The sequence below is a fragment of the Ureibacillus sp. FSL E2-3493 genome, assembly GCF_038077515.1.
Lineage (GTDB): Bacteria > Bacillota > Bacilli > Bacillales_A > Planococcaceae > Ureibacillus > Ureibacillus halotolerans.
In genome coordinates this window covers 2,790,293-2,810,874 of record NZ_JBBOPK010000001.1, presented here as the reverse complement: position 1 = coordinate 2,810,874, position 20,582 = coordinate 2,790,293, and the positions used below count along the sequence as shown (strand labels likewise).

21 protein-coding genes and 1 pseudogene are annotated in these 20,582 nt (G+C 34.4%); 17 read left to right on the top strand and 5 right to left on the bottom strand.

What is annotated here, in order from left to right:
• Window positions 1–47 precede the first annotated feature (47 nt).
• Window positions 48–584 carry a FixH family protein gene (locus MHH69_RS14515; RefSeq protein ID WP_122970855.1) on the top strand — a complete coding sequence of 179 codons (537 nt, stop codon included), beginning with the start codon at window positions 48–50 and terminating at the stop codon, window positions 582–584.
• Window positions 585–710: 126 nt separating this feature from the next.
• On the opposite strand, the gene yhfH is transcribed toward MHH69_RS14515, so the two are convergent.
• A complete protein-coding gene (yhfH, locus tag MHH69_RS14510) occupies window positions 711–836 on the bottom strand; it encodes a protein YhfH (RefSeq protein ID WP_122970854.1) in 126 nt (41 codons plus the stop codon).
• Window positions 837–973: 137 nt separating this feature from the next.
• Between yhfH and MHH69_RS14505 the strand changes: the two genes are divergently transcribed.
• The 9 genes from MHH69_RS14505 (at window position 974) to tnpA (ending at window position 12,088) form a co-directional block, all read left to right on the top strand.
• Window positions 974–1,966, top strand: a complete 993-nt coding sequence (locus MHH69_RS14505) for a lipoate--protein ligase (protein ID WP_341362604.1) — start codon at window positions 974–976, stop codon at window positions 1,964–1,966.
• Window positions 1,967–2,130: 164 nt separating this feature from the next.
• The gene (locus MHH69_RS14500) at window positions 2,131–2,835 is read left to right on the top strand and encodes a response regulator transcription factor (RefSeq protein WP_191707950.1); all 705 of its coding nucleotides are present in this window, start codon (window positions 2,131–2,133) and stop codon (window positions 2,833–2,835) included.
• Window positions 2,835–3,812, top strand: coding sequence for a sensor histidine kinase (locus tag MHH69_RS14495; RefSeq protein WP_122970851.1), 978 nt, complete (start codon window positions 2,835–2,837; stop codon window positions 3,810–3,812). Before MHH69_RS14500 ends, MHH69_RS14495 begins: the two co-directional genes overlap by 1 nt.
• A 27-nt stretch (window positions 3,813–3,839) precedes the next feature.
• Entirely contained in the window at window positions 3,840–4,616 is a 777-nt protein-coding gene (locus tag MHH69_RS14490) for an ABC transporter ATP-binding protein (protein WP_122970850.1), read from the top strand.
• Window positions 4,588–6,519, top strand: a complete 1,932-nt coding sequence (locus MHH69_RS14485; RefSeq protein WP_122970849.1) for an FtsX-like permease family protein — start codon at window positions 4,588–4,590, stop codon at window positions 6,517–6,519. The genes MHH69_RS14490 and MHH69_RS14485 overlap by 29 nt, the downstream gene beginning before the upstream one ends.
• A gap of 192 nt (window positions 6,520–6,711) precedes the next feature.
• Window positions 6,712–8,262, top strand: coding sequence for a fatty acid--CoA ligase family protein (locus tag MHH69_RS14480; protein WP_122970848.1), 1,551 nt, complete (start codon window positions 6,712–6,714; stop codon window positions 8,260–8,262).
• Between the two features lie 157 nt (window positions 8,263–8,419).
• Window positions 8,420–10,411, top strand: a complete 1,992-nt coding sequence (locus MHH69_RS14475; protein ID WP_341362603.1) for a S9 family peptidase — start codon at window positions 8,420–8,422, stop codon at window positions 10,409–10,411.
• 142 nt (window positions 10,412–10,553) lie between these two features.
• Window positions 10,554–11,024 carry an S-ribosylhomocysteine lyase gene (locus MHH69_RS14470; protein WP_318241022.1) on the top strand — a complete coding sequence of 157 codons (471 nt, stop codon included), beginning with the start codon at window positions 10,554–10,556 and terminating at the stop codon, window positions 11,022–11,024.
• A 608-nt stretch (window positions 11,025–11,632) separates the two neighbouring features.
• The gene (gene tnpA, locus MHH69_RS14465; RefSeq protein ID WP_341362949.1) at window positions 11,633–12,088 is read left to right on the top strand and encodes an IS200/IS605 family transposase; all 456 of its coding nucleotides are present in this window, start codon (window positions 11,633–11,635) and stop codon (window positions 12,086–12,088) included.
• A gap of 294 nt (window positions 12,089–12,382) precedes the next feature.
• On the opposite strand, the gene MHH69_RS14460 is transcribed toward tnpA, so the two are convergent.
• Entirely contained in the window at window positions 12,383–12,775 is a 393-nt protein-coding gene (locus MHH69_RS14460; RefSeq protein ID WP_122970845.1) for a thiol-disulfide oxidoreductase DCC family protein, read from the bottom strand.
• A 23-nt stretch (window positions 12,776–12,798) separates the two neighbouring features.
• Window positions 12,799–13,590 (bottom strand): annotated as a pseudogene (locus MHH69_RS14455) (sporulation-delaying protein SdpB family protein); the annotation flags it as partial.
• Between the two features lie 81 nt (window positions 13,591–13,671).
• On the opposite strand from MHH69_RS14455, the gene MHH69_RS14450 reads away from it, so the two are divergent.
• Window positions 13,672–14,052 carry a hypothetical protein gene (locus MHH69_RS14450; RefSeq protein ID WP_122970843.1) on the top strand — a complete coding sequence of 127 codons (381 nt, stop codon included), beginning with the start codon at window positions 13,672–13,674 and terminating at the stop codon, window positions 14,050–14,052.
• A gap of 72 nt (window positions 14,053–14,124) precedes the next feature.
• On the opposite strand, the gene MHH69_RS14445 is transcribed toward MHH69_RS14450, so the two are convergent.
• Both MHH69_RS14445 and MHH69_RS14440 read right to left on the bottom strand, forming a co-directional pair.
• The gene (locus MHH69_RS14445) at window positions 14,125–14,625 is read right to left on the bottom strand and encodes a hypothetical protein (RefSeq protein ID WP_122970842.1); all 501 of its coding nucleotides are present in this window, start codon (window positions 14,623–14,625) and stop codon (window positions 14,125–14,127) included.
• A gap of 479 nt (window positions 14,626–15,104) precedes the next feature.
• Window positions 15,105–15,368, bottom strand: coding sequence for an autorepressor SdpR family transcription factor (locus tag MHH69_RS14440; protein WP_174232639.1), 264 nt, complete (start codon window positions 15,366–15,368; stop codon window positions 15,105–15,107).
• A gap of 534 nt (window positions 15,369–15,902) precedes the next feature.
• Between MHH69_RS14440 and MHH69_RS14435 the strand changes: the two genes are divergently transcribed.
• From MHH69_RS14435 to MHH69_RS14410, 6 genes are all read left to right on the top strand, one after another.
• Window positions 15,903–16,766: a YitT family protein gene (locus tag MHH69_RS14435; protein ID WP_122970840.1), complete on the top strand. Its 864-nt coding sequence runs from the start codon at window positions 15,903–15,905 to the stop codon at window positions 16,764–16,766.
• A gap of 66 nt (window positions 16,767–16,832) precedes the next feature.
• On the top strand, window positions 16,833–17,201 hold the full coding sequence (cccB, locus tag MHH69_RS14430; protein WP_122970839.1) for a cytochrome c551: 369 nt from the start codon (window positions 16,833–16,835) through the stop codon (window positions 17,199–17,201).
• 155 nt (window positions 17,202–17,356) lie between these two features.
• Window positions 17,357–18,295 carry an HPr(Ser) kinase/phosphatase gene (gene hprK / locus MHH69_RS14425; protein ID WP_122970838.1) on the top strand — a complete coding sequence of 313 codons (939 nt, stop codon included), beginning with the start codon at window positions 17,357–17,359 and terminating at the stop codon, window positions 18,293–18,295.
• 40 nt (window positions 18,296–18,335) lie between these two features.
• Window positions 18,336–19,157, top strand: a complete 822-nt coding sequence (lgt, locus tag MHH69_RS14420) for a prolipoprotein diacylglyceryl transferase (RefSeq protein WP_122970837.1) — start codon at window positions 18,336–18,338, stop codon at window positions 19,155–19,157.
• Window positions 19,158–19,202: 45 nt separating this feature from the next.
• Entirely contained in the window at window positions 19,203–19,838 is a 636-nt protein-coding gene (gene ppaX / locus MHH69_RS14415; RefSeq protein WP_341362602.1) for a pyrophosphatase PpaX, read from the top strand.
• 4 nt (window positions 19,839–19,842) lie between these two features.
• Window positions 19,843–20,358, top strand: a complete 516-nt coding sequence (locus MHH69_RS14410; protein ID WP_122970835.1) for an acyltransferase — start codon at window positions 19,843–19,845, stop codon at window positions 20,356–20,358.
• The last annotated feature ends 224 nt before the right edge of the window (window positions 20,359–20,582 follow it).

Genomic DNA, 20,582 nt, shown 5'->3' with positions numbered 1-20,582 from the left:
TTTGTAACCGATGAAGTTTTTCTATCTAAAAGTTGGAGGAAAAAACAATGAAAAAGTGGTTCGCAAGTTTCGTAGCAATTACGGCGCTATTAGTAGGATGTTCGTCCAATGACAAAGAAGTAGATACGAATGAAGGGCCAATAGATGCAGCGTCACTAGAAGTAGTTGTAGACATATTAACGCCTGAAAAAGTAGCAGTAAATGAACCGGTTGAATTAGCTGCCCATGTCTCTCAAAATGGTGAGAATATCAACGATGCAGAGTCTGTTGAATTTGAAGTTTGGGAATCGGGATATCGAGATGAAGGGCAAATGATGGATGGTAAGCTAGAAGCAGATGGTGTTTATAAAGCGGAAATTACCTTTGATCATGATGGGGTGTATTATATGTATGCCCATACAACGGCAAGGGGATTACACGTTATGCCGAAACAACAAATCATTGTCGGTAATCCAGATATGAGTAAAGTAAAAGAAGATAATAGTGATGATTCAATGCCAAGTGACCAAGGAGAATCTACAGAAACTGATCATAGTAATCACGGTGAGCATAGCGAATCAAATGAAGAAAGCAATCATCATTAAACAATCAAATTGAAAACCCTCAAAGCTTGAGCGAGCTTTGAGGGTTTTATCGTGTAAGCTATTTACTTATAGGTTCATCTAATAAGATGAAGGTTAATACTGAATCAATAATACACCGACTGACGACTAGAGAGAATTACATTTATCGCAAGTGTTGCCGTAACATTCACTTTGTTCTTCCATTTTGTCCCCACATTGTACACAAACTTTGTCAGGTAAATTTTTGAAGAATTCAACAACGTTTTCTAACAAGAGCCGCCCCTCCTTTTGGACATCTGTTATATTACTGATTTGATATTTTTAATTGTATTATAACAGTTTGTTTTCGTCAACACATAATTTCAATTTTCGTGTAAAATAGTAACTGTATTTGAAGAGGAGTGAAAACAATGTATTTTATCGATAATAAAGGGATTACAGACCCCCGTATTAACTTAGCAATAGAAGAATATATTTTAAGAAATATGGATATAGAAAAGGACGATTATTTACTGTTCTATATCAATCAACCCTCCATTATTATTGGGAAAAATCAAAACACGATTGAAGAAATCAATACTGACTATGTAGAGGAAAATGGAATCATTGTTGTAAGACGTTTATCCGGTGGTGGAGCAGTTTATCATGATTTGAACAATTTAAACTTTAGCTTTTTAACGAAGGATGATGGCAACAGCTTCCACAACTATAAAAAGTTCACACAGCCTGTTGTAGATGCACTTGCGAAACTTGGTGTAAATGCCGAACTTTCCGGTCGTAATGATATTTTAGCGGAAGGCCGTAAAGTATCGGGGAACGCCCAATATTCAACGAGAGGGCGTATGTTTAGTCATGGAACTTTAATGTTTAATACAGATGTGGATGCGGTTGCTTCCGCGCTAAAAGTGAAAAAAGATAAAATCGAGTCAAAAGGGATTAAGTCTGTTCGTTCTCGAGTTGGTAATATTTCCGATTATTTAAAAGAACCGATGACGGTAGAGCAGTTTAGAATGGAAATTTTAAAATCGATTTTCGGTGGAGAAGAAAACATTCAATACTACAATTTAACTGACGAAGATTGGGAAAAAATTCATCAAATTTCAAAAGAACGTTATCAAACATGGGAATGGAACTATGGAAAATCACCTCGTTTTAACATTCAAAAAACGAACCGTTTCCCTTCAGGCAGTATCGATATCCGTTTAGAGGTAAATAAAGGAATCATTGAAGAGGCTAAAATTTTCGGAGATTTCTTCGGTGTAGGTGATGTAGAAGAAATTGAAAAACGTTTAATTGGGACAAAGTATGATCGTTCTAGCATTGACATTGCTTTAGAATCAATTGATATTCCTCACTATTTCGGTGGTGTCACAAAAGAAGAATTTTTAAAATTAATCTATTAATACTCCCTTTTTACTAAAAAGGTGCTCCATTTCTACTAACGGGGCATCTTTTTTATATTTCAAGATGATACGAATAGAAAAAAAGTAGCTCCAGGTTTATGACCTATCGACTTTTTGATAAAATAAAGTAATTAAGCATTCCAAAATATAACGGAGGAATGAGTATGGTAAACACAAGGATATTCATTGTGGAGGACGATCATAAGATTGCTTCCCTTTTAGCAGATACATTAAGAAAATATCAATATGAAGTAGAGATTGTACAAAATTTTGATGAAATCGTAGAGGAATGTAATTCTTTTGCCCCTCACATTATTTTATTAGATATTAATTTACCTTCCTATGATGGCTATTATTGGTGCCGACAATTAAGACAACATACAAAATGTCCCATTATATTTATCTCAGCACGTTCTGGGGAAATGGATCAAATTTTTGCGTTAGAAAATGGCGGAGATGATTTTATTACAAAGCCATTTAATTATGAAATTGTTTTAGCGAAAATTAAAAGTCATTTAAGAAGAACTTATGGGGAGTATTCTTCTAGACAAGAAGAACGTACCGTCCTTTTAGGTCAGTTAACCCTTTATTTAGAAAGAATGGAACTACATTTAAGGGAAATTGAAATTCCATTGCAAAAGAAAGAGTGTATCATTTTAGATTTGCTCATGGGCCAATCTCCGAAAGTCGTATCGAGGGAAAAATTACTGGAAGAATTATGGGATGACCAAACTTTCGTCGATGAAAATACGTTGAATGTTAATATGACCCGTGTTCGAAAAAAACTAGCTGATTACGGCGTTCTTTCGGTCATTGAAACGGTTCGTGGGGCAGGATATCGTTTCGTGTTGAATGCGGAGGAAATGTAATGGGGTTAAAGTTATTTATAAAGGATAATTGGTCATTAGTAGTTTTTGAGCTATTTATCGTTCTTTTTATATTATCCGTTTATTGGTTGGATGGATTTCGAAATATTAATACCGCTATCTATACAATTATTATTAGTTTAATATTAACGGTTTCCTATTTAGGAGTTCGCTATTTTTTCCGTCATCGATATTTGAATAAGATTACCCAATTACCTTTCACGATGGAAGACGCCCTACAGAAAAACGCTAAATCCCCGGAACATTTTCAAACGGAACAATTTTTACAAGAACTATATCGAGTGTATCAACATGAAGTACAAGCTTTGTATGCCACTCAAACAAGACATGAAAAGTTTTTAAACCAATGGATTCATCAAATGAAAACACCTATTGCCGTATTGGAGTTGTTGTTGCAAGAAGATGGCCCTCTTGATAAAAACAGTGTCCAGGAGGAAGTAGAACGGTTAAGACGTGGACTGGAAATGGTGTTAATGAATGCAAGACTCGATAAGTTCGAAGATGATATGCAAGTCGAACAAGTAAACTTAAAACAAATCGTCAATGCAACTATAAACGACAACAAACGTTTATTTATAACAAATCGAGTCTTTCCAGAAACCCATATTGATGAAGATTTAACGGTTGCCAGTGATTCGAAATGGTTAAAATTTATTTTAGGTCAATTTATTACAAATGCCGTGAAGTATACATTTGAACAAAATAAACGCATCATCGTGTCCGCAACAAAGAATGAATCGAAAGTGACGTTAACCGTAAAAGATGAAGGAATAGGTATTCCAAAGTCAGATTTGACCCGAGTGACGAAAGCCTTTTTCACAGGGGAAAATGGACGTAAAACCGGCGAATCTACGGGGATGGGATTATATTTAGCGAAGGAAATATGTGAGAAATTAGGGCACGAATTATTGATTGAATCTGAAGTAGGGGTAGGAACGACTATCATACTAACTTTCTAATACTATTTGATATGAGGGAATGGAACAATGCCAATATTACAAGTGAAAGATGTAACAAAAGTATATGAAGGAAAAGTAACGAATCGAGCATTAAATCAGCTTTCCTTTGATGTGGAGCAAGGGGAGTTTTTAGCTGTAATGGGTCCCTCAGGTAGCGGGAAATCCACGTTATTAAATTTAATCTCGACGATTGATCGTCCCACTTCCGGTGAAATTATTTTCAATGATATGAAGCCACAAAGCTTAAGTCCAAATGAACTAGCCTATTTTAGAAGAAGGGAACTAGGATTTGTTTTTCAAGATTTTAATTTGTTGCCTATGTTAACGGTAGAGGAAAATATCATTTTACCTTTAACTCTCGATCAAAAGCCGGTAGAGATGATGGAAGAAAGGTTGAAAAATTTAGCTAAAAGGCTCGATTTAACTTCCTACTTACATAAAAGACCGAATGAAATTTCCGGTGGACAAGCTCAAAAGGTAGCTATTGCGAGGGCGTTAATTCATGAGCCTACGATTATTTTAGCTGATGAACCGACAGGGAATTTAGACTCAAATAATTCCCGTGAAGTGCTTGAGCTGTTAAGTAAAATCAATGAAGAAAAACGGGCAACAATTATTATGGTTACCCATGACCCAATTGCCGCGAGTTTTTGTGATCGGGTGTTATTTATAAAAGATGGTGAATTTTTCAATGAAATTCATCGGGATGATAGACGCCAAACATTTTTCCAACGAATACTAAATGTGCTGAGCTTACTAGGGGGAGGACAAGTAGGTGACCTTTCATCAATTCGCTTACCGTAATGTGATACGAAATATTCGAATTTATGCCGCTTTCTTTATGGCAAGCTTTTTTTCCGTATTTGTTTTCTTTATATATTCGATGCTGATGTTCCATCCCGCAACGGAGAATGGCTTTTTAGGGAATGTCCCAATTCTTTGGATGGTCATTGCTGAAATCATTTTAGTGCTGTTTTCTTGGTTTTTTATTTTCTATTCGATGAAAGCTTTTTTAGAAGCTAGATCGAAAGAATTTGCGATTTTGCTTCACTTAGGGATGGAGAGAAGACAGCTTTCGAAGCTCATTTTTTTGGAGACGATTATTATCGGCTCCATTTCTATTGTGTTAGGGATTATTTTTGGATTTTCCTTTTCTAAATTTTTCTTTATGATTGTCCGGGAAATTTTATTTTTGGAAGATCTACCCCTTTATCTTTCATGGGAACCATTTTTATTAACGATTGGTGTTTATTTAAGTGCTTTCATTTTTATTTCGTTATTTTGTTTCCATTTTGCACCGGAGAAAAATATTATTGATGTATTTAATGGACCAAAAAGTGTTGAAATACAGGTGGACTATACGAAAAACAAAGCGATACTTGGGCTTATCTTCATCGTTTTGAGCTACTGTTTAGCTCTTCTTACTACACGGGGAACCTTCGAAATTTTTTCAGTATTAATTCCGATTTTTATTACGATTGGTACGTATTACTTTTTCGCCCATACGACCCAATATTTCTTTGCCAGGGTAAAGGGGAGAAAAAGTCTTTATTGGAAAAAATCCCGAATGCTACCGATTGCAGAACAGACGTTTATTTTTAAAAACAACGGAAAAATTTACTTTATTATGACGATGGTATCTACATTAGCCTTTTTATCGATTGGATTGCTTGCTGCTTTTTCATCTTATACATCCCAATACGATAAACTGAATCCTTTAGGGTTAATTTATAAAGGGCATATCGATAATCCGTATGAACATAAACATATTCAATCCATCGTATCGGAGTTAGAGCATAAAGGATTATCTTATCAACTTACCCAATTTACTGTGTTAAAGCAGACATCATCTTTCACCAATTATGAAGTGGAAGTTTTTAGTGAGTCTGACATTAATAGTTTATTATTTTCTTATGGCTATCCGTTAATTAACTTATCGAAGGGGGAAGGAATGTTTATTCCTTATTCGGAAGATTCGATTAAGAAATTGGCCAAACGAACAGTAGACACTGTTTTAGTTGAAAACAATGTACCTATCCATATTGACGAAGTATATCCAAAGTTAATCTTTCCAAGAACTATCGTTGGTTTAAATGCCATTATTATTAGTGATGAAGATTTTAAACAACTAGTACATCCATATAGTGGATTCCCTGAAGTAGAACCAGGGTATCATTTATATACGTTCGATATTCCCCAGTGGATTGAAGCGAATGAAGTCGGATTTAATATTCAACAAAAGGTTTCGAAGGAGTATTTAAAAGATGAATATCATTTACCTTATTATTTTGAAAATGCAGGATTAAATTATTCGTATCTTTTATCTACGTATTCATTACTTACTTTAGTAGGCTTACTAGTAGCAGCAGTCTTTTTATTAGCAGCAGGTAGTTTTATTTACTTTAAATTGCATACGAATTTAGAAGCTGATAAGAAAAAATTCGATGTGTTAAAACGTATGGGGATCTCCAATAGTGAGCTGAAATCCCTTGTTACGAAACACCTATTACCTCAATTTTTCTTACCATGGGGTGTTGCACTATTCCATAGTCTTTTTGCATTCTTTACGCTGCAAAATTTATTGAGAGATTTTGCTAATATATCAATTGTTAAAGAAGTTGTTATCTCCTTTAGCCTATTAATCCTTTTGCAACTTATTTATTTTTATTTAATTCGATGGCGCTATTTAGCTCATGTTCGAGATTAACAAAATAAATGTTATTAGTAGAATAATTTTTCGTTTTCGAAGAGAAAAATGTAATAAAATACTAAAATAGATTGTTTTATTTATTAATATAAATAATTTATAATATTTAGAAAATGAATAGTAATTCATTTTCATCTCCCTTTTGTCAATTTCGTAGCAAAAGGGAGTTAAGCGCAAAGGGGGAAGGGTGTTTTGAATTTAGTTGAACGTGTTCGACAAACAGCATTAGAACAACCCGAAAGACGTGCATATCATTTTTTAGGGAGTGACACTACATACGGTGAGTTCGAACAAACAGTAAGTCGTTTTGCATGGGCATTACAACAACTTGGGGTGGAAAAGGGAGATCATGTGGCGTTTTTATTAGGAAATACTCCACATTTTTTAATTTCGTTGTATGCGACAATGCGAATCGGAGCAACTGCAATACCAGTAAATCCAACGTATACGCAGGAAGAAATATCGTACATTATTCAAAATGGTGATGTGAAAGTAGTCATCGCCCTTGATAGTTTACTACCATTCGTAGAAGCGGGGGTAAACGTATTACCACAGGTAGAAAAGTACATTATTTGTGAAACATCATTGAATATAGAGGAACGAATAGAATCCCTTTCTTCAATAGCAAAGGAAAAGACGTTTTTATTTTCTGAAGTACTAGGGGAGGCTACATCCTCCATAGATCCAGTTCATGTGGAAGAGGATGATGTGGCAATTATTTTATATACTTCAGGAACGACGGGCTATCCAAAGGGAGCTATGTTAACCCATCGCAACCTGTACTCCAACGCACGGGATGTTGGGCATTATTTAGAAATGAATCCGGATGACCGAGTTATTGCTACTCTACCTGTATTTCACGTGTTTGCCTTAACGGTTGTTGTCAATGCGCCGTTACTTCAAGGGGCTACGGTACTATTAGCGCCAAAATTTAGTCCAAGTGAAATTTATGAACTTGCTGGAAGGGAACAGGCAACAGTATTTGCAGGTGTACCGACAATGTTCAATTTTCTTTATCAATTTGATGGCAATACGGAAAATTTCTCACACTTACGTCTAGCCGTTTCAGGTGGGGCACCATTACCTGTTCAAGTTCTTTATAATTTTGAAGAGAAATTTAAAGTACGCGTTTCAGAAGGTTATGGTTTGTCAGAAGCTTCACCCGTAACATGTTTCAATCCATTGGATCGGGAACGTAAAGCTGGATCGATTGGGATGTCCATTCCAAATGTTGATAATAAAATTGTTGATGAAAATGGAAATGAGGTCCCAGTTGGAGAAGTAGGCGAATTAATTGTTCGTGGTCCGAATGTGATGAAAGGCTATTATAAAATGCCAGAAGAAACGTATAATGCGATTCGTGGTGAATGGTTATATACTGGTGATTTGGCGAAAAAGGATGAAGAAGATTACTTCTATATTGTCGATCGGAAAAAAGATATGATTATTGTGGGCGGATTTAATGTGTATCCCCGTGAAGTGGAAGAAGTATTATTCTCTCATCCGAATGTGTTAGAAGCGGCAGTCGTCGGTATGCCTGATTCCAATTTAGGAGAAGCAGTACATGCCTATGTTGTATTAAAAGAAAATAATACGTCTATTGAAGAATTACAACAGTATTGTTCCAATCGTCTTGTGAAATATAAAGTTCCGACTGTAATCGAGCTGTTAGATGAACTACCGAAAAATTCGACAGGGAAAATATTACGCCGTTCCTTAAAAGAATTTGAGAGAGCGAAATAAATAGATGGAAAGAGATTATCTCCAATAAGGGGGATAATCTTTTTTATTTTCTATTAGATTCTATATTTTTGATAATTAAAAATAGTTTGACATAAATGGTCGTCGTGATAAACTTTATATTACGGAAATCGAAATATTGAAAAGGATGGTGGAACAAATGGTTACAAAAAGAAAGCTGAAAAAAGAGGATTTGTTTAAAATTCAGTCCATTACAAACCCACAATTTTCTCCGTCAGAAAAGGAAGCTGTCTTTCTTAATACGTTTATTGATGAAAAAGAGGATCAATATTTTAACCATTTATATTATGTAAATGTAGATTCTAATGAAGTCGTTCAATGGACTTTTGAAAAGGAACGAATTTCAAATCCTAAATGGTCACCAGATGGAAAACAAGTTGCCTTCATTTCCAATCGTAATGAAAAAAATCAACTTTATATGATAAATAAAAGTGGTGGCGAAGCAAAAAAAATAACAGACCTTGAAGAAGGAATCCAATCATTTTTATGGTCACCATGTGGGGAAAAAATATGGTTTACGAGTAGCTTGAAGGAAGGGGCAACCTTTGCTGAAAAGGTGAAAAAAGAGGAAGAAAAGGAAAAACTAGAAGCTTATACTGTACACAAAATGCGTTATAAAATGGATGGGGTAAAGGGACATGGGCTTGTTAAACAAAAGGTTTCCTCCCAAATTGGCTTTGTTTCTTTAAAAGATAACTCCATTCAACAGTTTACAGAAGGGAAAGATTCTTACTCTTTAAATGATATTTCTCCTGACGGAAAAAAACTTATTATCGGTATAAAACATCATGATCAGCCTGATTATGAATTTAATAATCCATTATTTATTGTAGATGTTGAAACGAAAAACAGAACGGTATTAGTAGACCAGGAAGGTTACTATGGCGGGGCAAAATATTCATATGATGGTAGATATATAGCTTATGTTGGAAGCGATGCAACTTATAAAAACGCGACCCACTCCAACGTGTATATTTATGATACGGAGACTGAGTTAACTCAAAATTTAACAGAAAGCATTGATAGCCCTGTAGGTGATTATGCTGTTGCCGATGTTCAGCAAGGGGTTGCAGCTCCAGATGTAGTTTGGACGAAAGACAATGATTTATATTTCCAGCTGTCTACAACGGGGGATGTTCAATTATATTATGCAAGTTTAGATGGGGCTGTTTATCCTGCGACACCAGAAGGGGAGCACGTGTATGATTATGCCATTTGGAACAACGGTCAAATTGCATTAGTTTGTGTATCGAATCCTGTTTCCCCAGGGGAGTTATATAAAGTTGATATTGCGAAGGGCGAACGAAATCAAATCACGCACTTTAATGATGAATGGTTAGAAGAAGTTGAACTTGTAAAACCGGAATCCTTTTACTACACAAGTACAAATGATGTATCTGTCCATGGTTGGTTAATGAAACCTAGCCAATTTAAAGATGGGGAAAAGTATCCATTAATTGTTGAAATTCATGGTGGTCCTCATACGATGTATGCCAATACATTCTTCCATGAAATGCAGCTGTTAGCAGCTCAAGGTTACGGTGTACTTTATGTAAATCCAAGGGGAAGCCATGGCTATAGTCAAACGTTTGTTGATGCAGTGCGCGGTGATTATGGTGGAGGAGATTATGAAGACATTATGGCTGGTTTGGATGAAGTCCTTCGCGAGCATTTTTGGATTGATGCAGAACGCCTAGGAGTTACAGGAGGTTCTTACGGTGGATTTATGACAAATTGGATTGTCGGTCATACGAACCGTTTTAAAGCAGCGGTAACGCAACGAAGCATATCTAACTGGATTAGTTTCTTTGGCGTTTCTGATATTGGTTATTATTTTACACCGTGGCAAATTGGTGCCGATATGACAGATCCAGAAAAGCTATGGCATCATTCTCCATTAAAATACGCGAAAAATATTGAAACACCGTTATTAATATTGCATAGTGAACTGGATTTCCGCTGTCCAATTGAACAAGCCGAACAATTATTTATTACATTAAAATCGATGGGGAAAGAAACGAGTTTCGTTCGATTCCCTGACAATAATCATAACTTATCTCGTACAGGTACACCGAGCCTACGAATCGAGCGTTTAACTCAAATTATTACATGGTTTAAAAACTATTTATAAAATTTGAAGGAATGGTGTTGTCACCAGTGACAGAAATAAGCCAAACCTGTAAAATAGTATAGATAAATGAGAGTTGAATATCCGTCTACTATTCATGATTGCTCGTTTACAATCAAGGAAATTAGAAATGAGGTATAAAATCGTGCCAAAAATGAATGTTGAAAGTTTCAATTTAGATCATACAAAAGTGGCAGCGCCATATGTAAGACTTGCCGGGATTAAGGAAGGGCAAAATGGCGATGTTGTCCGTAAATATGATGTCCGTTTCAAACAACCAAACGAAGAACATATGAAAATGGATGCTCTTCACTCAATAGAGCACCTTATGGCAGAAAATATTCGTAACCATACGGACTTTGTAGTCGATATGAGTCCGATGGGATGCCAAACAGGTTTTTATTTAACGATGATTAACCATGATGACTATGAAGAAGTGTTAACGATTTTAGAAAAGACATTACAAGATGTTGTTAACGCTACGGAAGTTCCTGCTTGTAATGAAGTGCAATGTGGCTGGGCAGCAAACCATAGTTTAGAAGGTGCCCAAAATCTTGCAAAAGAAATGTTAGAAAAACGCAGCGAATGGTCAACGGTTTTTAAAGAGGAACAATAAGAAAAATTATTACTTCAGATTGTAGGCAAACTTGAAAATTCTAGTTTGTCTACAATCTGAGTTTAATTCTCAAATTTTGCTACTAATTTTGTTGTTTTTACTTTATTACTGATTCTTTTAACTTAGCAAACACTGTTCTTTTTGAGAACTATTCTTTTCCTTAGTGTCGCTAATATATTATCGAACACTTTTATAACATTTTTTTATTTAATGAATCAAAATTTGATATAAGGAAGATGAATGGTTGTAGTAAAATCCAAAGTATACACCCATTAAAAAAGAGAGATTCTTCGATGAAGATGAAATAGACCTATCTCCTGGTATTTACAAATTAATTATCCCAAGTCTATATTAAACTCAAAATGTCATCAGTGAAATAAATAACAAACTAAAATGACCAGCCTTTCCTTAATTATTAAAGACTGGTCTTATACTCTAGACAAAGTCGCTTTCGACGACTTTGTCTATTATTAATTCTTTTAAAACCACGTGCTCTGCACGTGTGAAAATATACTTTTAGAGTGGTAATGGAGATGGAATTAAAAACTCCTCTCGATATAATGAAAATGGCCGTCAAACCAAATTCAAATCGAGAGGAGTTTTGCTCAATGTCGAGCGACAATAGTTTATCACACACAAGATGGAATTGTAAGTATCACATAGTTTTTATACCAAAATACAGAAGGAAAGTAATCTACGGTGAATTAAGAAAAGACATCGGAGCGATTTTAAGACGTCTATGTGAAATGAAAGACGTAGAACTCATAGAAGGACATGCAATGCCAGATCATATACATATGCTGGTTAAAATTCCTCCAAAATTATCCGTATCACAATTCGTAGGCTATTTAAAAGGAAAGAGTTCTTTAATGATTCACGATAGACATGCAAATTTAAAATATAAACACGGAAATCGAACGTTTTGGGCAAAAGGATATTATGTCACTACAGTAGGTCTTAACGAAAAAGCGGTAGCAAAATACATTAGGGAACAAGAAGCTGAAGATCGATTACGTGATCAAATGACGAGTAGAGAATATATAGACCCATTTAAACGAGATTAAAGAACAAATACGGTTGACGGTCAATTAAAAAAGCCCCTTTAGGGGCAGTTAGTAAGGAGCCCTTATAGGGCGTTACTAAAACCGCCTGTTTTACAGGCGGATATTTATTTTTTTATTCAGTAAATCATATTCTGACAAATAACTGATGTAAAATTAGTATTAAAATTAAAAAAATTCAAAAAGTAACATTAAAGTTTGGTAATAATTTGTATATTTCGATACTCTGTGACCGTTCTTTAATTGTTAAGAACTATGCTTTTTTCTTGAAAAAATATAATCTCCATTTAGTCCATATTAATCTAAGAAACGTTTGCGAACTTCTGGAGAAGGAATCATACAAGTTTCTCTTTTACCAAACCACCTATAGCGGTTTTTTGCAACAATATTATAAATGAAATCTCTTAATGGTTTAGGGATGATTATCAATATATACCCCGTCTTATACCATCCTTTTAAATTTTTGCAAATTCGAAGTACTGCAGAAGATTTATAATGATATTTATTATTTTCCAACAGAAAAATACTATCAATATCATGTGGCGCACTATACTTATTTAATAAACAAATCCCGATTTCACTCTGTAATGATGCAAATTTAAAATAGCCTTTTTTATCATTTTTAATTATGAATTGAACTGCACAATCACAAAAGTTACAATCCCCATCAAATAAAATAATCCCGCTCATTTTTTTCAATCCTTTTTTATTTTTTACTTAAAGATACTCCGTCCTGAACTATCTACAAAGAAACGTTTAGTGTTTTTCAAATTAATATATTTTTTCAATGTCTTTTTTACTTTTGTAAATGAATATTCGTTATTCCACTGTCTTAAATACAATATAACAGCTGCACACATTGTGATTCCAAAAGTTACAATCCCAATCGTAAAAATAATCCCAATGTGAAAAATAATCCCTAAATTGTGTCCAAATCTTTTAAGTGGACTTGAAGCAAACATACAGATAACCAAAAACAATTCGAAAACAGTGACTGCCCATGTTACCAGAATAATGAATGGGCTATTTAATAATGGTTCTAATACATTTAATTGATAAGGAGGTAAGCCGAAAATTGGATCACTAAAGAAATAATATAGTGCAGTTCCATCTGCCCATTCAGGATTTTTTAATCGTTCTAAAGCAGCATTAAGATATATAATACCCACCTGAATTTTTATTAATATCATAAATAGCCAAGTTATATATTTGCTATAAAAATTGTTACAATTTTCAACAGTCTTGTAAAAATGATTCTTTCTTCTATCCAAAAGTGTGATTGGAATTAACAAAAAAGTAAGGACGGTATTTATCTGTTCTCCACCGTCTATTGTAGTAGCTGACCACTGAAGGGTATATGCTATATACCAATGAATAATACCGGTATATTGGGGTCTCCAGCCACTTGCGATAATAAAGAGGCAGAGGATCATTAAAAATCTAATTAATTCTAGAGAAATGTTAAAATGGTCAGCAACACAAAATGCAGAAGGAGCAGTTAAATATTCGCAAGATACGTCACCAAAAAGGCAAAATCAAAAGAAGGGGAGAAAGCTGCCGTCGCTATTGTTGAGTACATCGAGGAAGTGGATCCTACATATTTTGATGAGCTAAAAAGCTCTATTGAAAATAAGGACCCAAATAAACTGGTTGAGACATTAGCAGAGGGAGAAAAGTTAATTGTTTCTTATGCCGAAGATAGCGGAAATAAAACAGAGGTATTAACTGAGGAAGATGTAGTTACACCTCAAGCATGTGGTCCAACAGTATGCGTTTTAGTTGTAGTAGCAGGCGTATACTTATATGTTGGCGGTGTTCAGGGCGTAGTTCTACAAACTGGGGCTGCAATTACAACAGGTATATGGAAATATGTTGCATATACATCAAGTTCCGTTCAACAGGCGTATGCTATTGAACAAGCAGCTGTAGAAACATTGGATATGTTGACAGAACAATCGGGAAAATAGGGCATTTTTTAGAAAAGGCATACTCTTTGAGGAGAATGCCTTTTCCATTTCAATCATATCGAGGTATTTTAACTATTTATCAAAGGTATTTATCCAAATTAAACCTACAATGATAATGATCAGATTAGAGAGGAAGAAGGCAACAATACCTATACTATTAATATTTCCACTTGTTACATCATTTATAATATTATTTAATAATAATGCAATTAATACAGAAATAAATAAAGAAAAATTTGTGCTTAACACTTGTAAGAATACCTGAATTTTTGTTTTTATGTTATTTTGGGCATTTATTTCATCTTCGTTAGTCTTAAAAGTACTGTGAAATTTTTTCATGTCTACCTTTACCTTTTTTCCAAGTAGAAATGTAATGATATATACTAAAATGTTAATCCCTATTAGTAAATAATATTCAGAAGCATTTCCAAACGAATCAGCAGTTCCACCGAAAGAGAAGTGAATTGGTACTTGAGGATTATTATTACTTATAATGACATAGCTGATCACGATTAATTGGAAAAAAACAGTTAAACTGAAAAAAATATGCAAGCCCCTTGTTATTGACCTCATATTCAGACCTCCTTCAAATTTGAATATTTTATAATTATAAAGATGGTTAAAATTCCTAGTAACGGCATCAAAGTCCAAACTGATATATATAGAACATAATAATTATTAAAATTAAAATATGACAGAACTATATATAATAAACCACAAATTATAGATATTAAACCAATTCTTCTTCTTAATCTATATTTATTCAAATGAACTGTTGTAAACATTCTTCCTATCTTTTTCCCTAAACTGTGAGTGAAATAATTCCTCAAGAGTAATAATAATAATCCTATATAGAAGGTGAGTAAGGAGTACAAAGTAACATTATTAGTTTTATTAGATAAATTAAAGATTAATGTTACGATTAGTATTAGTGAGATTAATGAGAATAAGTTATGTGCTCTTCCAAATCTATAGTAATTTAGCTGAAAAAATAAAAATGCACAAAGAAGTAAAAAAATTATTAAAGCATAGTAATTTAATATATCCAAAATTTACTCCTCCTTTTTTTGCAAAGACACCAATTTTAAGATGACATCCTCTACAATTGTTGTGTTTAAGGAATAATATACAAACTGTCCTTTTTTAATTTTAGTAACTAACCTTGCTTCATAAAGAATATTTAAGTGGTGTGAAAGACTTGCCATGGAAATTGGGAAGTGTTTTGCAATTTCACCTACATTTAAATCTCTATCTTTTAATAAAGAGAGTATTTCTCTCCTAGTGGGATCAGCTAAGCCTTTAAATACATCGGGCAATATAATACACCTTCTTTAGATATTTAGAATATTATCTAAATAAATTTTTGATTAATTTTAATCAATTGTCAAATACAGGAATTGATAAATGTTAAATAGTAAGTAAATTTAAATTCACGTTAGTGAAGTACACCTATTATTGTGCAAACTCCTTTTTATATGAACCGGTTAGTGATGTGAAAAATGAGAAAATGACGGTTTATAGATGAACATCGTTTTTAGAAAGTCTAATTTTCAAATTAGACTTAGAATATTGACAAAAGATCTGTAGAAGAGGCATATTCTAAGGCATTTTATTGGCAATCAGCAATAATAAAAATCTTTATAAATTTGGTTTGATTCAAAAGGCTGTGACTTAAGAAATTAAGTATTACACCTTTGATGGAGTCTTACAGTTTTTTTACCTTCAAAAAATAGTATTTTTAGGTTAGAGTGATCTGTCCGGTATGTAGACTTTATTAAATTTCTCTTTTTTTACTGCTTTTGTTATAATCATGCAGAGAAAATTGAGAAACGATGTGAGTGAGGAACTGTATGGGTAAACATAATAAGATTGTAATGAATTCGCCAAAAATAATCGTGATGGAATATATTTATGTTCTTCTTGGGGCTGCCATAATTGCCTTTGGATTTAATGCTTTTTTATTTCCAAATCAAGTTGCATCAGGCGGGGTTAGTGGAATTAGTACGATTTTGCACGGTCTTTTTGGATGGAATGCAGGGATTGTGCAATATGCTTTTAATATACCCCTTTTCATAGCTGGTGTTGTTATTTTAGGTAAAAACTTTGGTTTAAAATCGTTTATCGGAACAATCGCATTACCATTTTTCGTCATTTTGTTTGAGGAGATGGATGCGCTCACAACGAATTCGTTACTGGCTGCTCTTTTTGGAGGCATTGTTGTCGGATTAGGTATCGGCTTAGTATTTAAAGGAAAGGCTTCAACTGGAGGTACCGATTTATTAGCCCAAATTATTACAAAATATACCGGGCTCACATTAGGGACAAGCGTTCTAATGATTGATGGTTTGATCGCTTTAAGTGCTGCCATCGTATTTGATTTAGAAAAAGGCCTTTATGCATTAATCGGATTGTATGTGACGACGAAAACAATTGACATTGTTCAGTTAGGATTTAGTCAATCAAAAATGGTCTATATAATTACGAATAAACAAGATGAAATGCGAGATGCTATCTACAAGGAAATTAACCGGGGAGTAACGAAAATGCCAAGCTTTGGTGGATATACTGGTGAACAGCGACTTATGTTAATGGTAGTCGTCTATCAAACAGAGTTCACAAAGCTGAAACAGGTTATTCAAACGGTTGATGCCACTGCATTTGTCATTGTTTCTGATGCGTATGAAGTGTTAGGAGAAGGTTTTAAACGGGTTTAAACAGGTTTAAATTTGGTATAATGACCAATGGTATCCACCTATTTAAAAATTTTGGAGGGGTTCAAAATGAAGAAAACATGGTTAGCACTTGCATTCGGATCTGCACTATTTTTAGCTGCTTGTGGCGGCGGTGACGATGAAGCAAACGATACTAACACAGGTACAGACGAGACAACAACAGAAGAAACAACTGACAATGGGGGTACTGCCGACACTGGAGCAGGTGAAGAGATTGTAATGGACTCTTGTGTTACTTGTCACGGCGGTAACCTACAAGGTATGGGTAACACACCTTCATTAGCTGACGTCGGTACGCGTCTTTCTGAAGATGAAATTTTAGACGTTATTTTAAATGGTAGAGGTGGAATGCCTGGCGGGTTGCTTCAAGGAGAAGATGCGGAAGCAGCTGCAGCTTGGTTAGCTACACAAAAATAAGCTTGAATATAATGTGAAAGACAAAGTCATCCTTGTTGACTTTGTTTTTTTTATATGTTGTGATTTCGTGAAGTCAAGTATATTTTAAATACAAACTTCCTCTATCATGCTAAAATAGTTACTATATGCCAGTAAAAAGGTAGGGGAGTATACTGATGATTCAAGTAACAACAAAAGAGGTAATTGAAAAATTTAATTTAACGTTAGTAAGTGGGCATGAAGGAATCGGCCGATATATTACGACGAGTGATATTTCTAGACCTGGACTTGAAATGGCTGGTTATTTTACCCATTATCCGGCGAACCGAGTGCAGTTAATTGGTAAAACCGAATTATCTTTTTTTGAAATGCTCCCAACGGAATTGAAAAAAGAACGTATGTTAAAACTCTGCTCACAAGATACACCTGCTATTATCGTTTCTAGAGGGATGGAAGTGCCAAAGGAATTAATCGACGCTTCCAATGAAACGAATGTCCCAGTATTATTAACGGATATGAAGACGACTCAATTTTCAGGTCGATTAACGAACTATTTAGAAAGTAAATTGGCTCCTTACGCTGCTGTACATGGCGTTTTGGTCGATGTTTACGGAATCGGTGTATTAATTATTGGGAAAAGTGGAGTTGGGAAAAGTGAAACGGCACTGGAGCTCATTAAAAAGGGCCATCGGTTAGTTGCGGATGATTGTGTAGAAATTAGACAAGAAGCTGAAAATTTAATCGTTGGAAGTGCACCTCCTTTATTGGAACATTTGCTCGAAATTCGAGGTATTGGAATCATTGATATTATGACATTATTCGGAGCAAGTGCAATTAGACCTTATAAACGGATTACTTTAATTATTGAACTGGAAAATTGGGACCCAGATAAAACGTATGACCGTCTAGGGTTAGATGAAGAAAAAATGAAAATTATCGATACAGAAATAACGAAATTGACGATTCCAGTTCAACCTGGAAGAAACGTTTCCGTTATTATCGAAGTTGCGGCTATGAATTACCGTTTGAAAAAAATGGGAGTGAATGCAGCGCAAGAGTTTTCAAGAAGATTAGATGAGATGATTTCTTATCAAGATGAAATAGATGATTACTAACAAAAGGGTTTAGTAGTTTTAACTTGAGAGGGGCTTATGAATGGAACAAATATTACTAGCAATTGATCCAGTGGCATTTTCGATAGGTAGCATCGAAGTAAGATGGTATGGAATTTTAATTGCCAGTGGCATTGTACTAGCGTATTTCGTTGGTCAAAGGGAAGCGGTAAAACGAGGGTTACCTGATGATTTTCTTGCTGATATGTTAATTTGGGCAATCCCTATTTCAATCATTTGTGCACGGTTATATTATGTTGGAATGAAATGGGAATATTATGGCGCAAATCCGGAAAAAATTATTCAAATTTGGAATGGGGGGATTGCCATCCATGGTGCATTAATCGGTGCGGTTATTACTGCTTTTATTTTCTGTAGAAGTCGTGGAATTAGCTTCTTAAAAGTAGCAGATATTGTTGCACCAAGTCTTTTAATCGGGCAAATTATTGGTCGTTGGGGTAACTTTATGAACCAAGAAGCTTTCGGAGGACCGGTTTCCCGTGCGTTTTTAGAAAACTTAATGTTGCCAAATTGGATTATTGAACAAATGTACATTCAAGATTTAGGAACTTATGTACATCCGACATTTTTATATGAATCATTATGGAATGTTTTAGGGCTTATTATTTTACTTGTATTACGAAAAGTCAATTTGCATCGTGGGGAAATTTTCTTCTCTTATATGATTTGGTACTCAATCGGACGTTTCTATATAGAAGGTATGAGAACGGACAGCCTATATTTAGTTGGAGAATTACGTTCAGCACAAGTTGTATCGATTCTCGCAATCGTTATAGGAATTGTTGCCATTATTTATAGAAGAATGAAAGTAAGACCTGCAGTCCGCTATTTAGATCCAAAATAAATTCTATCATCTGTTGTTTTATAGCGATTAAAGGAGCTACGAACTATGAAAGCTTTACTGTTTGATTTTGATGGAACACTATTAGATACGAATGAATTAATCATACAAACCTTTATGCATGTTTTAGAAGAACGATTTCCCGGGCAATATTCGCCAAAAGATTGCATAAATTTTATCGGTCCGTCATTAAAAGAAACCTTTGAACAATTAACGCCAAACGAAGTTGAGGAAATGATTGAAAAATATCGACAATGGAATGAAGCACATCATGATGAATTAGTGAAAGAATTCGAAGTAGTCGTTCCAACTTTAGAACAACTAAAGGAACAAGGTATTCGATTAGTAATTGTTTCAACGAAAAGAAAAGATACGATTGAAAAAGGTTTAAACATAATGGGAGCAAAACATTTATTTGAATTTTGGATAGGCACAGATGATGTAAAACGGGTAAAACCTGATCCAGAACCGGTATTACTTGCCATTGATAAACTAGGTGTAAGTAAAAAGGATGTGATCATGATCGGGGATAACTATCATGATATCGAGGCGGGAAAAAACGCTGGTGTTAAAACAGCTGGTGTTGCCTGGTCGTTAAAGGGAGAGCAATTCTTACAACAATTTAATCCTGATTATATGCTACAACATATGTCGGATTTATTAACGATTGTGAAGGAGTCCTAATTGTATGAGAAGAACGGAACGATATCCTGTTCAAGGTGCAAACTCATTATGGAAAGTATATAAAACGGTATCCTTTTGGAAAGTAATGAAATGTTTTATCTTTATTCAAATTGGTCGTATTACTCCGTTTATGGGGATGAAAAATTGGATATATCGTACGTTTTTACATATGAAAATAGGTGAAAAAACATCTCTTGCTTTAATGGTAATGCCTGATTCGATGTTTCCTGAAAGAATATCAATTGGAAGGAATACAATCATTGGGTATAATACGACCATTTTAGCCCACGAATATTTAATTGAAGAATACCGACTAGGCGATGTGAAAATCGGAAACGAAGTGATGATTGGTGCCAATACTACAATTTTACCTGGTGTTGAAATTGGAGATGGAGCCATTGTCTCCGCAGCTACACTCGTTCATAAAGATGTTCCGCCAGGGAGTATGGTTGGTGGAAACCCAATGCGTATTATTTATACTGCTGAACAAATGGCAGAAAGAAAAAGGTCAGAAAGTTAAAAAAGCATCCAAAGTATTTTCAAAAATACTTTGGATGCTTTTTCTTTTCCTATAGCAATGCTTGATGCTTTAAGAAAAGGAGTATAATAAAATTATTACTATTTATAATTATCAATCTATTTAAAGAGCAATGATGTTGACTATTTATTGAAAATTAGATAAAATACTTTCATATACTAACTCTCTAATTCTCTAGTGTGTTAAAGTGAAATGATGGGAAGTGT

Coding starts and splice junctions, on each gene's coding strand:
- MHH69_RS14515 (WP_122970855.1), top strand. CDS start 48: ATGAAAAAGTGGTTCGCAAGTTTCGTAGCAATTACGGCGCTATTAGTA.
- cccB (WP_122970839.1), top strand. CDS start 16,833: ATGAAGAAAACATGGTTAGCACTTGCATTCGGATCTGCACTATTTTTA.
- MHH69_RS14410 (WP_122970835.1), top strand. CDS start 19,843: ATGAGAAGAACGGAACGATATCCTGTTCAAGGTGCAAACTCATTATGG.
- MHH69_RS14490 (WP_122970850.1), top strand. CDS start 3,840: ATGCCAATATTACAAGTGAAAGATGTAACAAAAGTATATGAAGGAAAA.
- ppaX (WP_341362602.1), top strand. CDS start 19,203: ATGAAAGCTTTACTGTTTGATTTTGATGGAACACTATTAGATACGAAT.
- MHH69_RS14500 (WP_191707950.1), top strand. CDS start 2,131: ATGGTAAACACAAGGATATTCATTGTGGAGGACGATCATAAGATTGCT.
- hprK (WP_122970838.1), top strand. CDS start 17,357: ATGATTCAAGTAACAACAAAAGAGGTAATTGAAAAATTTAATTTAACG.
- MHH69_RS14435 (WP_122970840.1), top strand. CDS start 15,903: ATGGGTAAACATAATAAGATTGTAATGAATTCGCCAAAAATAATCGTG.
- lgt (WP_122970837.1), top strand. CDS start 18,336: ATGGAACAAATATTACTAGCAATTGATCCAGTGGCATTTTCGATAGGT.
- MHH69_RS14475 (WP_341362603.1), top strand. CDS start 8,420: ATGGTTACAAAAAGAAAGCTGAAAAAAGAGGATTTGTTTAAAATTCAG.
- MHH69_RS14460 (WP_122970845.1), bottom strand. CDS start 12,775: ATGAGCGGGATTATTTTATTTGATGGGGATTGTAACTTTTGTGATTGT.
- MHH69_RS14505 (WP_341362604.1), top strand. CDS start 974: ATGTATTTTATCGATAATAAAGGGATTACAGACCCCCGTATTAACTTA.
- tnpA (WP_341362949.1), top strand. CDS start 11,633: ATGTCGAGCGACAATAGTTTATCACACACAAGATGGAATTGTAAGTAT.
- MHH69_RS14495 (WP_122970851.1), top strand. CDS start 2,835: ATGGGGTTAAAGTTATTTATAAAGGATAATTGGTCATTAGTAGTTTTT.
- MHH69_RS14445 (WP_122970842.1), bottom strand. CDS start 14,625: ATGAGGTCAATAACAAGGGGCTTGCATATTTTTTTCAGTTTAACTGTT.